The organism is Streptomyces sp. NPDC054847, assembly GCF_053610925.1.
The window spans coordinates 1-14,697 of record NZ_JBSGZJ010000148.1; the positions used below are offsets into that span (position 1 = coordinate 1).

General features: G+C 73.7%; 10 protein-coding genes. 9 read left to right on the forward strand and 1 reads right to left on the reverse strand.

The features are described 5' to 3' along the window. Positions 1-335 precede the first annotated feature (335 nt). The 7 genes from ACWGH4_RS17050 (at position 336) to ACWGH4_RS17080 (ending at position 11,346) form a co-directional block, all read left to right on the forward strand. Positions 336-1,736, forward strand: a complete 1,401-nt coding sequence (locus tag ACWGH4_RS17050; RefSeq protein WP_453461223.1) for a hypothetical protein — start codon at positions 336-338, stop codon at positions 1,734-1,736. Between the two features lie 11 nt (positions 1,737-1,747). Further along, a complete protein-coding gene (locus ACWGH4_RS17055; RefSeq protein ID WP_453461226.1) occupies positions 1,748-2,770 on the forward strand; it encodes a glutamate ABC transporter substrate-binding protein in 1,023 nt (340 codons plus the stop codon). An 87-nt stretch (positions 2,771-2,857) separates the two neighbouring features. After that, the gene (locus ACWGH4_RS17060; protein WP_453461229.1) at positions 2,858-4,201 is read left to right on the forward strand and encodes a hypothetical protein; all 1,344 of its coding nucleotides are present in this window, start codon (positions 2,858-2,860) and stop codon (positions 4,199-4,201) included. Continuing rightward, on the forward strand, positions 4,198-6,801 hold the full coding sequence (locus ACWGH4_RS17065; RefSeq protein ID WP_453461232.1) for a tetratricopeptide repeat protein: 2,604 nt from the start codon (positions 4,198-4,200) through the stop codon (positions 6,799-6,801). Before ACWGH4_RS17060 ends, ACWGH4_RS17065 begins: the two co-directional genes overlap by 4 nt. Before the next feature lie 3 nt (positions 6,802-6,804). Further along, the gene (locus ACWGH4_RS17070; protein WP_453461235.1) at positions 6,805-8,367 is read left to right on the forward strand and encodes a PP2C family serine/threonine-protein phosphatase; all 1,563 of its coding nucleotides are present in this window, start codon (positions 6,805-6,807) and stop codon (positions 8,365-8,367) included. Positions 8,368-8,548: 181 nt separating this feature from the next. After that, positions 8,549-9,955, forward strand: coding sequence for a vWA domain-containing protein (locus ACWGH4_RS17075; RefSeq protein WP_453461238.1), 1,407 nt, complete (start codon positions 8,549-8,551; stop codon positions 9,953-9,955). 59 nt (positions 9,956-10,014) lie between these two features. Next, on the forward strand, positions 10,015-11,346 hold the full coding sequence (locus ACWGH4_RS17080) for an FHA domain-containing protein (protein WP_453461241.1): 1,332 nt from the start codon (positions 10,015-10,017) through the stop codon (positions 11,344-11,346). Positions 11,347-11,481: 135 nt separating this feature from the next. Here the strand turns inward: ACWGH4_RS17080 and ACWGH4_RS17085 are convergent, their stop codons facing one another. Then, positions 11,482-12,468: a methyltransferase domain-containing protein gene (locus ACWGH4_RS17085; protein ID WP_453461244.1), complete on the reverse strand. Its 987-nt coding sequence runs from the start codon at positions 12,466-12,468 to the stop codon at positions 11,482-11,484. 117 nt (positions 12,469-12,585) lie between these two features. Here ACWGH4_RS17085 and ACWGH4_RS17090 point away from each other — a divergent pair, with 117 nt between their 5' ends. Together ACWGH4_RS17090 and ACWGH4_RS17095 are read left to right on the forward strand one after the other, a co-directional pair. After that, the gene (locus tag ACWGH4_RS17090; protein WP_441263047.1) at positions 12,586-12,990 is read left to right on the forward strand and encodes a globin; all 405 of its coding nucleotides are present in this window, start codon (positions 12,586-12,588) and stop codon (positions 12,988-12,990) included. 230 nt (positions 12,991-13,220) lie between these two features. Then, a partial coding sequence (locus tag ACWGH4_RS17095; protein ID WP_453461247.1) for an FtsX-like permease family protein occupies positions 13,221-14,697 on the forward strand: 1,477 nt, incomplete at its 3' end.

The following is a 14,697-nucleotide window of genomic DNA, read 5'->3' on the forward strand; positions in this document are numbered from 1 at the left end:
CCCGCCAGGGTGCGGGCGGCGCTCGGTGTGCCGGGGCGGACGCGCTTCGTGGGGAGCGGTGCGCGGGCGGTGCCTCATGTGCCGGGGCGCGCGGGCAGTGCCTCATGTGCCCTTCTGGCGGCGGCGGGAGGGAACCGATCAAGGCCGGGGAGCGTATTCATGGTGGGGACTTCATCGGGGGAGGTCACGCTGACGGGGGGTCCGGCGTCCACGCCGGTACCAAGATCGGGTCAATTGTGGTGTGAGGCGGTCCCCTGCGGCCATACTGCTGGCCGGGAGTAGTCCCAGGGACCGCCGGGGAGCGGGCCGACGTCAGCGACCAAGGGGGAGGTCACGTGACACACCCGCCGAATGTGCGCACAGCGCCTCAGTCGGCTCCGGCCCATGCGCCCGTACTCCCGCCCGCGCAGGCGCCCGCCGGGCCGGCGGGGAGCAGTGCCTGGGCGGAGGGCCGCCGGCGGCTGCGGGCCGCGGCGACGACGGAGCCGGGGCGGCTTCAGATCATCGGAGCCGTACTGGCAGCGCTGGTCGTGGCGTTCGGCGCGGTGACGGTTTTCGAGATCTCCTCGCGCGCCACCGCCGCGGACGACGTGGTGACCCGCAGTCAGCCGCTCACCGCCGACGCCGCCTCGATCTACCGCTCGCTCGCCGACGCGGACACGGCGGCCTCCAGCGGCTTCCTGGCCGGCGCCGAGGAGCCGCGTGAGGTGGCCGAGCGGTACGACAGGGACATCGCGCTCGCCTCCCGCCTGCTCGTCAAGGCCGCGACGAACGCCGGCAGTTCCAGCGAGTCCGGGCAGCAGATAGCCGAGCTGAACGAGGGGCTGCCGCGCTACACGGCCCTGATCGAGACCGCCCGGGCCAACAACCGGCTGGGCCGGCCGCTGGGCGGCGCGTATCTCCGCTTCGCCAACGAGCAGATGTCACGGGACCTGCTGCCCGCCGCCCAGAAGCTGTACGACGCGGAGACGGCGCGGCTCCAGCAGGACGACGACGACGCCCGGTTCTGGCCCGTGCTGTCCACGGCGGCCGGTGTGGTGGCGATCGGAGCCCTGCTGTGGGCGCAGCGGCGCAACTACCGCCGTACGAACCGCGTGTTCAACCACGGCCTGCTCGTCGCCACGGCGGCGTCCACGGTGCTGCTGCTGTGGCTCGCGGTGGGGCACACCGTGACGCGCACCCAGCTGGCCGACGCCGACCGGCACGGCCAGCAGTCCCTCAAGGTGCTGGGCGACGCGCGGATCAACTCCCTGATGGCCCGCGCCAACGAGAACCTGACAGTGGTGGCACGGGGCGCCGTGCTCACCGATGACGGCAAGAGCGACAAGTACGAGACGGACTACGCCGCCGGCATGAACCGGCTCGGCGAACAGCTGCACCTGGCCCAGCGTCTGGCCGACGACAGTGAGGGCCGCGGCCCGGTCGACGCCGCGGTCACGGCCGTGTCCGAGTGGCAGGAGCGCCACAAGGACGTCACCAGGACCGACCGGGCCGGCGACTACGACGGCGTGGTCCGCAAGGTCATCGGCGCCAAGGGTTCCACGGGCGAGTCCTTCGACAAGGTGGACGCGGCATTGGAGAAGGCGCTGGCGCACGAGCAGCGCGAGTTCACGGCAGCGGCGAAGGACGCACGAGGCGCGCTGTCGGGCCTGCCCCTCGGGGCGGCCGTGCTCGGCGTCCTCGGCGCGGCCGGGGCCGTGCTCGGCATCAACCGCAGGCTTTCGGAGTACCGGTGAGAGGGGGAGCGATGACGGACTCGGAAGCACGCCCGGGACGCCGGCGCACTCTGCGCGGCTGGGGCGGCGTCGCGGGAATGGCGGCCGCCTGCGCGCTGACCGCCGCCGTCACCCTGCTGCCGCTGTCCCACGGTGGTGAGGCCCTGACGCCCGGCACCGGCCAGGGCGTGGCATCCACCCTGCCCGTGAAGGACGACACCTGCGAGGACCCCGAGGCCTCGCTCACCCCGTCGGGTGCCGGCGGCCCCACGATCGACGCGATCAAGGAGCGGGGCAAGCTGATCGTCGGCGTCGACCAGAACAGCTACCGCTGGGGCTACCGCAACCCGGTCGGCGGCGGACTCGAAGGCTTCGACATCGATCTCGCCCGTGCCATCGCCGACGACATCGTCGGCAGCCCGGACGCCGTCATCTTCCGCGCCATACCCACCAACCAGCGCATCGCCGCCCTGGAGAACGGCACCGTGGACATCGTGGTGCGCACGATGACCATCAGCTGCAGCCGTATCAAGCAGGTCGCGTTCTCCACCGCCTACTTCCAGGCCGGCCAGCAGGTGCTGGCGTCCAAGAGCTCGTCGATCACCGGCTACGACAAGTCACTGACGGGCAAGCGGGTCTGCTCCGCGGAGGGTTCGACCGCATACGAGGCGATGGAGCGCAACAGCTTCGGCGCGACGTTCAAGGACAAGCACGACGGGCAGCCCGAGGACGAGGACCTCTACACGGTGCCCAACCAGCTGGACTGCCTGGTCAGGCTCCAGCAGGGCCTGGTCGACGCGATCGTCACGGACAACGCCCTGGCGGCCGGCCAGGCGGCCCAGGACCCGGCCGTCGAGCTCAAGGGCGACGCCCCCTTCACCACCGAGTACTACGGAGTGGCCACCAAGCTCGGCAACGACGACCTCGTGCGCCGGGTGAACCAGGTCCTGGTCGAGTACCGCAAGGGCGCCTGGAAGAAGGCGTACGACAAGTGGCTCGCGGCCGACCTGCCGGGAATCGCAGGGCCGCCGCAGCCCAAGTACCGGGCCGGGTAGGCCCAGCGGAGCGCGGGCGCGGCCGGCGCGACAGCACTGCAGGAACGAACGCACCACAGGCAGCGGGCAAGAACGGAGAGGTGATCGATGGGCGTCGCGGAACCCTTCCCCGGCCCTGCGGGGCGACCGCACGGGCCGGTGATGGACCGGGACGAGGTGGACCGTGCTCTGGCACGGCTCGGCGCCGAGCACGAGGCGGTGGAGACCTCGCTGCTGGCGTTGCAGGACCACGCGGGCCGCAGGCTGCTCGAAGGCGCGGAGCTGACGGGTGTGACCAAGGACCGCTGGGCGACCGCCGAGCAGCAGATCACCTTGCTCTGGGGCTACTTCGACGCCTACACCGCCGCGCTGAACGGCATCCGTGAGCTCCGTGCCCGCAGGCGCTGGTCCAGTCGCGAGGACCTCGCGGAACTGACCGAGCGGCTGCGCGGCCGCAGCGTCACCGTGGCGAGCCAGGCCGCCCACACCGCCCCCGGGATCACCGGACCGGCCAGGCTGTCCGAGGAGTTCACCCTCGAGGAGCTCGTCGCCAGGATGAACGACCTCTACGCGGCGTCGCTGGACGTGGTGGTGACCGCCGACGCTGTCTGGTCGGCGCTGCCCGCCCGTATCGACCTGCTCTCCGCGGAACTGCGGCGCACCCGTTCACTCGCTCACTCCGTCGGCGTGCGGCCCGGGGAGCACCCCTCCGGCGACGAACTGGAGGCCATCACCGAGGAGCTGTCCATACTGCGCGCCCAGGTGGTGTCCGACCCGCTCGCCTTCTGGCGGCCCGGGCCGGGCAGCGCGGCACCCGGTGGCGGCAGGCCCGACACCGACCGCTACGACCGGGCGGCCCGCGCCCTCGAGGACGTGCGCCGTGAGATCGAAGCGGTGCTCCAGGTCCGGCAGGACTCGGAGGAGCGGCTGATGCGGCTGCGCGACGTGCTCTCCCGCGCCGACCGGACGCTGACCGAGGCACGGGCGGCGCGCGGCGAGGTGCTGGCGAAGATCGCCGCGTCCGAGGTGCCCGCGGTCAGCGGCCCGCCGACCGCGCTCCAGGAGCGCCTGGCCACGGCCGCAGAGCACCGCAGGCACGCCCGCTGGCACCGTCTCTCGCCGCTGCTCGAGTCGCTGGAGCGCGAGGCCGAGGAGGAACTGATGCGTGCCCGCGAGTCGTTGACCGCCGTCACGGCGCCGCTCGCGGTGCGGGCCGAGCTGCGCGGCCGTCTCGACGCGTACAAGGCGAAGGTCGCACGGCAGGGCTCGGCCGAGGACCCGATGCTCATCGAGCGGTACGACGCGGCGCGCCGGATGCTGTGGAGCGCGCCGTGCGATCTGCGCGCCGCGGAGCAGGCGGTTCTGCGTTACCAGCACGCGGCGGCGGAGGCCCTGGCGCAGCGACAGGACGGACCGGAGTCGGGGCCCACCGACCGCAGGGGGGATTCATGAGCGGGAACGACAACTGCCAGCGCCCCGGTTGCGCGGGCTCGTACGAGGACATGGGCGGCGGCGAGCTGTACTGCGACACCTGCGGGCTGGCCCCGGTCGTGTCGCCCACCGGCATGGTGTCCTCGCCGGCCACCGGCATCGCCGGCGGCGGCCGGGACTCCTCTTCGGCGCGCAGCAGTTCCCGTTCCTCCCGTGCGTCCTCACGCTCGTCGTCGTCGCGCCGGTCGGTCTCGGGACGGCTGTCGCTTTCCCTGAGCGGGCAGCCCTCCGCGCGGTCGGTCTCCGTCCGCAGCTCCGGAGCGTCGGCGGCCTCGTCCGCGCGCAACCGGCTGGGTGCGGGGCTGGTGTCCGTGCCGGACGTCCCGCGGCCCGACCCGCGCGGCGCCGTCATGGCGAACCCGGAGGTGCCGGAGCGCAAGCGGTTCTGCTCGCGTTCCGACTGCGGAGCACCCGTCGGACGAGCCCGTGGCGACCGGCCGGGACGTACCGAGGGCTTCTGCACCAAGTGCGGCCACCCGTACTCGTTCGTGCCGAAGCTGACCGGCGGCGACATCGTGCACGGCCAGTACGAGGTCGTTGGCTGCCTCGCGCACGGCGGCCTCGGATGGGTGTACCTGGCCGTGGACCGGGCCGTGTCGGACCGGTGGGTGGTGCTCAAGGGCCTGCTCGACACCGGCGACCAGGACGCCATGGCGGCCGCGATCTCGGAGCGGCGCTTCCTCGCCGAGATCGAGCACTCCAACATCGTCCGGATCTACAACTTCGTCGAGCACCTCGACCAGCGCACCGGCTCCCTCGACGGTTACATCGTCATGGAGTACGTGGGCGGCAAGTCCCTCAAGGAGATCGCCAACGAGCGGCGCGGCCCTGACGGCCGGCGCGACCCGCTGCCGGTGGAGCAGGCGTGCGCGTACGGCATCGAGGCGCTGGAGGCGCTCGGGCACCTGCACAGCAGAAACCTCCTGTACTGCGACTTCAAGGTCGACAACGCGATCCAGCAGCAGGACCAGCTCAAGCTGATCGACATGGGCGCGGTCCGCCGGATGGACGACGACGAGTCCGCCATCTACGGCACCGTCGGCTACCAGGCGCCGGAGGTCGCGGAGGTCGGCCCGTCGGTGGCCTCCGACCTGCACACGGTGGCGCGGACGCTGGCCGTGCTGACCTTCGACTTCCAGGGCTACACGAACGTGTTCGTGGACTGCCTGCCGGACCCGGACAACATCGAGGTCTTCCGGACGTACGAGTCCTTCTACCGGCTGCTGGTGCGGGCCACGGACCCGGACCCGGGGCGGCGGTTCGCCTCTGCGCAGGAGATGGCCGAGCAGCTGACGGGGGTGCTCAGGGAGGTCGTCGCGATGCAGACGGGCCGCCCCCGCCCGGCCGTGTCGACGCTGTTCGGCCCGGAACTGCGCGTGACGGACACGGAGTTGTTCGCGGAGCAGACCGAGGACGTGTCCCGGCTGGGCGCGCGCGACGCCAAGCGCGGCAGGAGAGCGGCGGCGGCCGCGGCCGGGGCGCCCGCGCAACTGCCGTCCGCCGCGGGCCATGCCCCCGCGCCTGCCTCGTACGCCGCGGTTCCGGCACCTCGTGAGCCCGGCGGGCCGCTGCCGGGCGCGGCACCCGCGGGCCTGGCGCCGCCCGGCACGGACCTCGCCCCGCAGCTCGCCGTGCTGGACACGAGGGCGGCCTCGCTGGCGCTCCCGGTGCCCCGCGTCGACCCGAACGACCCGAACGCGGGTTTCCTGGCCGGGCTGATGGCCTCCGCTCCCGCCGAATTGATCGCCGCACTGCACACGGCGGCGGCCGCTTCGCCGGAGACGCGGCTGCGTGAACTGCGTGCCCGTCTCGAGATGGGCGACCTGACGGCCGCGACGACGGCGCTCACCACCATGGAGCAGCAGCAGCCCGACGACTGGCGGGTGGTCTGGTACCGGGGCGTCACCTCCCTGGTCACCGGCGACCACCAGGCCGCCGCGCTGTCCTTCGACGCGGTCTACGACGCGTTCCCCGGCGAGCCGGCGCCCAAGCTGGCCCTCGGACTGTGCGCGGAGGTGCTCGGCCAGCTGGACAACGCGGCGGAGTACTACCGTCTCGTGTGGACGACCGACCCGAGCCATGTGAGCGCGGCGTTCGGGCTGGCCAGGGTCCAACTCGCGGCGGGCGACCGCACCGGAGCCGTACGGACGCTGGAGTCGGTGCCGGAGGCATCGATCCACTACACGGCCGCACGGGTGGCCGCCGTACGGGCGAGAATCCGTCGGCGCGCCGTGCACGAACCGCTGCTGGAGGACCTGTCGGCGGCTGCCTCGCAGGTCGCCGCCCTCGCGGGCTTCGGTCTGGACGCCGTACGGCGCGAGCGGTTGTCCACAGAGGTACTCGGCACGGCGCTGGACTGGGTACTCTCCGGAAGTCCCGGAAGCGGGCCGTCCGTTCCGCACGCACCGAGCGCACTGCTCGGCAGCACGCTGGACGAACGCGGTCTGCGCTTCGGGCTGGAACGCTCCTACCGGGTGCTCGCCCGGCTCGCCCAGCGCGGCGAGGAGCGGATAGAGCTGGTGGAGCGGGCGAACCGCTACCGCCCCCGGACGTGGGTGTGATTGATGGCGCAGAAGCACCGGCCGGCTGCCGGATCGACCTGCCCCGGCTGCGACGAACCTCTGGAGCCGGGTGACCGGTTCTGCGGAGCGTGCGGCTACGACCTGTCGGCCGTGTCCGCGGTGCCGAAGGACCGCCCCACCGTGGCCATCGGCACGCCCGTCGAATGGCCGGCGGCCACCGGCACCGACACGATGGGCACCCCGACGCCGACGCAGCGCGCCGCGGACGTGCCTGGCACGGACTCCGACGGCGGCGAACTGCCGCCGCAGGGCGCGCCGGGCGACCCTGCCGCCGAAGCGGCAGCCGCACGGGGCACCGGCGTGCCGGGCGCCCCCGTACCGTCGCGGTCCGCGCACGGCACGGACGCCGGTGGACCCGGCTCGCCCGCACCCTCGCACGCCCACGCCGAACCCGGTGCGGGCGCCGGGGACCACGGCCATGAGCGTCCCGGCAGCGGGACCGCCCACGGCCACGGTTCCGCCGCGCCCGGCGCGGGCGCTGCGGACCCGGTCGCCGGTGCGGGGCAGCCCGCCTCCGGTGTGCGGTTCGACGACCCGCCGTCCGGCGACTTCGAGCTCGCCGCACCCGACCCCCGGGCGCCGGCCGCGCCGCCGGCAGCCGCCGCACCGTCCGGCGCCAAGCTCTGCGTGGCCTGCCGGGCCGGCCGGGTCGACACCGACGGTTACTGCGAGAACTGCGGCCACGCCCAGCCCCGCGAGCGCGACCACATGGAGCAGGAGCTCGGTCCGGTCGCCGCGGTCAGCGACCGGGGCCTGCGGCACCACCGCAACGAGGACTCGTTCGCCGTCTCCGCCACCGCCCTGCCGGACGGTTCACCGGCCGTCGTCGCGGTCGTCTGCGACGGTGTCTCGTCCGCGACCCGCCCCGACGAGGCGTCGGCCGCCGCCGCGAGCGCCGCCAACGAGCGGCTGCTGGCCGCGCTGCCTCTGGGCACGCATCCGCAGCAGGCCATGCACGAGGCGATCGTGGCGGCCTCCGAGGCGGTCAACTCCCTGGCCGGGCAGCCCGAACACGCCCCGGGCGAGGAGCACCGCCACCAGAACGCGCCCGCCTGCACGATCGTCGGAGCCGTGGCCGCCGCCGGCCTGCTGGTCGTCGGCTGGGTCGGTGACAGCCGCGCCTACTGGGTCCCCGACGACCGTTCGGGGCCGCCTGCCCGGCTCACCGAGGACGACTCCTGGGCGGCGCAGATGGTGGCGGCCGGCCTGATGAACGAGGCGGAGGCCTACGCGGACGAGCGCGCCCACGCGATCACGGGCTGGCTCGGCGCCGACGCCTACGAACTCGAGCCGCATACCGCCGCGTTCAAGCCGGACCGTTCCGGCGTGGTCGTGGTCTGCACCGACGGCCTGTGGAACTACGCGGAGGGCGCGGAGGACATGGCCCGAGCCGTCCCCGTGGACGCGGCGGAACGTCCGCTGCACAGCGCCCAGATGCTCGTCGGTCACGCCCTCGACGGCGGCGGCCACGACAACGTAACGGTGGCGGTCCTGCCGTTCGCCGTACCGCGCCAAGGGGCAGGATCGGCTCAGGACATGGCCTGATACGACCCCTTCGCGGCCGTCGCCCCGCCGGCGGCCCCCGGCCGGCCTCCGCCGCCCGGCGGCCGCCACCACCACCCGCAACCGTCCGCTGTCCCTGCCGCCTTCGAACGACCCGCCGCCCGTGCTGCCGCTCCGCCGCAGCAGGCGCAGCGCCGTGCGGAGCCCACAAGGAGCCGATCAGATGGCTGTTTTCTCCAAGTCCCAGGTGCCTCAGTTCTCGGTGGACGTGTACCAGAACGAATACCTTCCCGAGGGCGGCCGAGAGGTCAACGCGATCGTCACGGTCACCTCGACCGGGGGCGGCACCACCGGGGGCGCCCCGTTGCGCGGAGCGTCCGCCTCCGCTGCCGCCGTGCCGGACCAGGTGCCCGCCGCCGGTGTCGTGATCATGGTGGACTGCTCCGGCTCGATGGAGTACCCGGCGACGAAGCTGCGCAACGCACGGGAGGCGACGGCCGCGGCCGTCGACACACTCCGTGACGGCGTCGCCTTCGCGGTGGTCGCCGGCACGCACAAGGCGCTCGAGGTCTATCCGGGCGGTGGGGGGCTGGGCGTCGGCGGCGCGGGCGGCCGCGGGCGGGGCGAGGGGGGGGGGCGGGCCGTCGCCGACCCGGCCACCCGCGCACAGGCCAAGGACGCGCTGCGGACCCTCACGGCCGGCGGCGGCACCGCGATCGGCACCTGGCTGCGGCTGGCCGACCGCCTGCTGTCCTCCTCCGACGTGGCGATACGGCACGGCATCCTGCTCACCGACGGACGCAACGAGCACGAATCGCCGGAGGACCTGCGGGCAGCCCTGGACGCCTGCGCGGGCCGCTTCACCTGCGACGCCCGGGGGGTCGGCACGGACTGGGAGGTCAAGGAGGTCACCGGCATCGCGTCGGCGCTCCTCGGCACGGCCGACATCGTCGCCGACCCCGGCGGCCTCGCCGCGGACTTCACCAGCATGATGGAGAACGCGATGGGCAAGGAGGTCGCGGACGTGGCGCTGCGGCTCTGGACGCCGGTCGGCGTGGAGATCAAGTTCGTGAAGCAGGTCGCTCCGACCGTGGAGGACCTCACCGGGCGGCGCACGGAGGCCGGCCCCCGCGCGGGCGACTACCCGACCGGATCATGGGGGGACGAGTCCCGCGACTACCACATATGTGTGCAGGTGCCGGAAGCCGCGATCGGCCAGGAGATGCTGGCGACGCGGGTCTCGCTGATCGTCCCGGCCGCCGACGGCGGTTCTCCCGCCGTGCTGTCGCACGGGCTCGTGCGGGCCGTCTGGACGGACGACATGGCAGCGTCCACGTCGATCAATCCGCAGGTGGCGCACTACACCGGCCAGGCGGAACTGGCACAGGTCATCCAGCAGGGACTCGAGGCCCGCAAGGCGGGTGATTTCGGCGGGGCGACCGCGAAACTGGGGCGCGCCGTGCAGCTCGCTGCGCATTCCGGAAACGAGGACACCGCGAAGCTGCTTTCGAAGGTGGTGGACGTCGTCGACGCGGCGACAGGTACTGTGCGACTGAAGGCGAAGGTCGCGGACGCGGACGAGATGACACTCGAAACGCGCTCCACGAAGACGGTTCGCGTCAAGAAGTAGCACGTACGAACACGAGTGAACGGCCCTCGGGCCGGATGAGGAGAGGGGGACGCGCCGACATGCCGACCTGCCCGAACGGACACCAGTCGGGTTCCGACGACTGGTGCGAGGTCTGCGGCCACCGCATGGCTCCTCCCGGTGCTCCCGCGGGTGCCGTACCGCCGCCTCCACCGCCGCCGCCCGGCTACGGCTATCCCGGCCCGGCCGATCCGAACGCCACGGCCCAGGCGGAGCTCTGCCCGCAGTGCCGCACCCCGCGCGAGGCCATGGCCCCGTTCTGCGAGGAGTGCCGCTACAACTTCCTGACGCACACGGCGACGTCCTACACGCCCGTGGCACCGCCGCCGCAGCAGCAGGGTGGCCTGAACCTCCCGCCCGGTTTCCAGTCGCAGCCGGGTCCCCCCGGGCCGCCCGCGCAGCACGGGCCCCCGCCGCCGCCCCCGCAGCAGCAGCGTGACCCGTTCGAGTACCAGGGCTCGCGCCCCTCGCAGATGAACCGGCCGGCCGAGCCGCTGGGGCAGGAGTCACCCGGCCACCACCAGCAGCAGCCGCCGCACCAGCAACCGCCGCAGCACCAGCAGCGGCAGCAGCCGGGGGCGTACCAGCAGCAGGGCGGTCCGCCGCCCCCGCCGTCTCCTTTCCAGCAGCAGCCCGGTCCCCCGGCGCCGCCCGGGTTCCAGCAGCAGCCCGGACCGCCCGCTCCACCGGCGTTCCAGCAGCAGCAGCCCGGTCCGCCCGCGCCGCCGCAGCCCCAGCAGACCGGCGGCGACGACTGGATGCTGCCACCGCCCTCCCGGACCCAGTCGCCCCCGCCCCCGCCGGGGCACCAGGGCCCGCAAGGGCCACAGGGACATCAGGGTCAGCAGCATCAGGGGCCGCCGCCGTTCCCGCACCAGTCCATGCCGCCGCAGCACCAGCAGGGCCCCGGCATGCAGGGCGGCATGCACCCGGGTCAGCAGCAGCCTCCGCAGCATCAGGCCGCCCCGGCGGGCTGGACGGCGGTCGTCGGCCCGGACCGTGAGTACTTCATGGCGATGATGCAGCGCAGCGGCCCGGAGGCCACCGGTCTCAACCTGCCGGCCTACTCCCCCGAGCAGCACCTGCCGCTCACCGGGAGCCAGATCACCATCGGCCGCCGCCGGCAGTCGACGGGCGAGTCGCCGGACATCGACCTGTCGGTGCCTCCGGAGGACCCGGGCGTCTCGCACCAGCACGCGGTGCTGGTGCAACAGCCGGACGGTTCCTGGGCGGTGGTCGACCAGAACTCGACCAACGGCACCACGCTCAACGGCGCCGAGGACCCGATCCAGCCGTACGTCCCGATCCCGCTGAACGACGGCGACCGGGTGCACGTCGGCGCCTGGACGACAATCACCGTCCGCCGCGGCTGAGCGACCCCGCCGGGGAGCCTCACCGCGCCGGACGGCGATCCTGCCGACAGCCATGAATACGTGGCGCCGGGCGCGAGCGTTCAACCCGCGGCACGGGAGCGGGCAGCGGGACGGGAGGCGGCGCGGCGGGCGCGTTCAGTCGCCGGACGGCCCGAGGGGCCAGACGTAGGGCCCCTCGGGATCGTCCAGCCAGGCCCACTGCCGGCCGTCGCCGACGGTGACCCCGAAGCGGCTGCGATCCGGGCGGCGCTCCCCGTACCACAGGGCGAGCGCCTCTTCCGGGTCGAGGCTCCCCGCGGTCAGACTCAGCATGAAGCGGAACAGGTCGTTCTCGACCGCGCTCCCGGACAGTCCGCCGGTCTCCGGTTCCTCGGGCACGGCCGTGCCCCGCAGCGGCACGAAGTACGCCGATGTTCGCAGGAAGCGGCCCTCCGCCGTCCGGCCGCCCGCGTCGTGACGGACCCGCAGGGCGATGATCCCGGTGGACAGCGGCGCCACGATCCGTGCGCCGTCGCTGCACTGGGCGGGCCAGGCGTAGGGCACCGCCGCCAGGGTGCAGGTGGCGATGACGCGGTCGAACGGGGCGCGCTCCGGGCAGCCGCGGGCGCCGTCGCCGGTGACGACCGCGGGGCGGTACCCGGCGGCCGACAGGTGTGCGCGGGCGGCCTCGGTGACCTCCGGATCGATGTCCATGGTCGTCACGGCGGCGTCGCCCAGCCGGTGCGCCAGCAGCGCGGCGTTGTAGCCGGTGCCCGCCCCGATCTCGAGGACCCGGTTCCCGTCGGTGACCTGGAGCGCGTCCAGCATCAGGGCCATGAGGGAGGGCTGGCTGCTCGACGACAGCAGTTCCCCGTCGCGCAGGCGGGTGGCCAGCGGCTCGTCCGTGTAGGCACCGAGCAGCCAGCGGGCGCGCCGGCCGGGGTCGGGGTCCTCGCGCCACAGGCGTTCCCACGCTCCGCCCCGGGGCGTGAAGTAGTACGGCACGAACAGGTGCCGCGGCACCTCGTCGAACGCCGCCCGCCAGGCCGGATCGGTCAGCCCTCCGTCGGCCACGATCTCGCGCACCATCGCCCGCCTCGCCTCGGTGGCGGCCTCGGCGAATCGATCCCCGTTCTGACCCATATGTTCACTTTGCTGCGTAGATGCACATGAGGCGAGCCTCCATGCCGGGCGCTGCCTGGAGCCTCAGAGATCCCAAGGGCCTCGGCCCTGGGCGGGTCGGTCTGAGAGCATGGGGGCGTGAATGAGATTCGGCGCGGGACGCTTCAGGAGCAGACCTTCTACGAGCAGGTCGGCGGCGAGGAGACCTTCCGGCGCCTCGTGCACCGCTTCTACGAGGGCGTTGCCGAGGACCCGTTGCTGCGGCCGATGTACCCGGAGGAGGACCTCGGACCGGCGGAGGAGCGGCTGACGCTCTTCCTGATCCAGTACTGGGGCGGGCCCCGCACCTACAGCGACAACCGCGGCCACCCCCGCCTGCGGATGCGCCATGTGCCGTTCACGGTCGACAGGGCGGCCCACGACGCCTGGCTCAAGCACATGCGCACGGCGCTGGACGAGCTGGGCCTTGCCGAGGACCACGAGCGGCAGCTGTGGGACTACCTGACGTACGCCGCCGCCTCGATGGTGAACACCCCGGACTGACCCGCTTCCCCGGCGGTCCCTTCACCGGGCCGGGCCTCGCACTCGGGCCGTCCCGCCGGTCCTCCCACGTCGCGGCACCCCAACGGAATCCGGTGCTCCGTCGCCGGATAACGGTCACGATCAGGTGAAGGTCGTGGTGCAAGCGGTTTCCACGGACCCGTGTGCTCTGACAGCATCCATGGACGGTGGCGTCGGGGCGCCGCCAGGTAAACGCTGTGGGGTGGGGACGGGTGACGGGGTTCGTACTACTGCGCGTCAGGGCGCACCGGCTGCTGCTTGCCGCGGCACTCCTGGCGGTTCTGCTCACCACCTGTGTGCTCGCCTCGCTCGCCGCCTTCTCCGGTTCCGTCGGGGACGCCGCGCTGCGGCAGACCCTGGGCGGGCGGGACGCGGCCGCCGCGGCGCTGACCGTCACCGCCAAGATCCCGCCGGAGCGCCGCGAGGCGGCGGAGGAGGCCGTCGTCCGAGGGGCAGAGCGGTCCTTCGACGGGCTGCCCGTGACGGTGCACAGGCTCGAGCGCTCGGGGACGTACGCCCTCCCGCGGTCCCTCCAGGACCCGGAGGCACGCAAGGGGGAGCCCGACCTCACCCACTTCGCCGCTCTCGACGAGAGCCGGGTCACGATGGTGTCCGGTACCCGCCCGGGCCCCGCCGGCGCCGGGGCCGTGCCGGTCGCCCTGCCGGAAGTCGCCGCGAAGCACCTGGGCCTGAAGCCCGGCGCACGCCTCACCCTCACCGACCGGCTCTCCGACAAACCGGTCACCGTCCGGCTGACCGGTCTCTACCGGCCGGCGGACGGCGACGATCCGTACTGGCAGCTCGACAGCCTCGGCGGCCGTGGTGTGCGGTCCCTGGTCTTCACCACGTACGGCCCGCTCCTCGCCCACCCCTCGGTCCTCGCCTCCGACCGTGTCGCCGTCGGAGACGCTGCGTGGCTGGCCACCGCCGACTTCAGCACCGTCACCACCGACCGCATCGCCGCGCTGCGCGCCACGGCGACGAGCGGCCCCAAGTCGCTGAGCAAGGACCCGGCGTTCGCGTCCGGCGCGACGGTGGGCACCTCCCTGCCGACCGTGCTGGCCCAGAGCGAGCGGGCCCTGCTGGTCGCCCGCTCCACCCTGATGATCGTCGCCGTGCAGCTGGTACTGCTCGCCGCGTACGCGCTGCTGCTGGTGGCCCGGCTGCTCAGTTCGGAGCGGACCGGCGAGACCGACCTGCTGCGCGCCCGCGGCGCGTCACGCCGGCGCATCATCTCGCTCGCCGCCGTCGAGGCCCTGCTCCTCGCCCTGCCGGCGGCGCTCTGCGCGCCGCTGCTGTCGGGGCCGTTGACCCGTCTGCTGGCCGAGCACTCCACGCTCGCCAAGAGCGGACTGCGGCTCGGCGAGGCCCCGACGGCGCAGGTGTGGCTGGTGGCCGCGGGGGTCGCGGTGTGCTGCGCGGCGGCTGTCGTGGCACCCGCGCTGGCCGCGACGTCCGGCGCGCTGCGGCTGCGGCGCGGCCGCGGCGGCACGCTGCCCGCTCCTGTTCGTGCCGGTGCGGACGTGGGGCTGCTGGCCGTCGCGGCGGTCGCCTACTGGCAGTTGGACCGGCAGACCGGCTCCCTTGGCGGTGGGGCGATCAGCGGTGACCGCGAGGGAGACCTGGGCATCGACCCACTCCTGGTCGCCGCACCCGCCCTGGCCCTGCTGGCCGGCACCGTCCTGACGC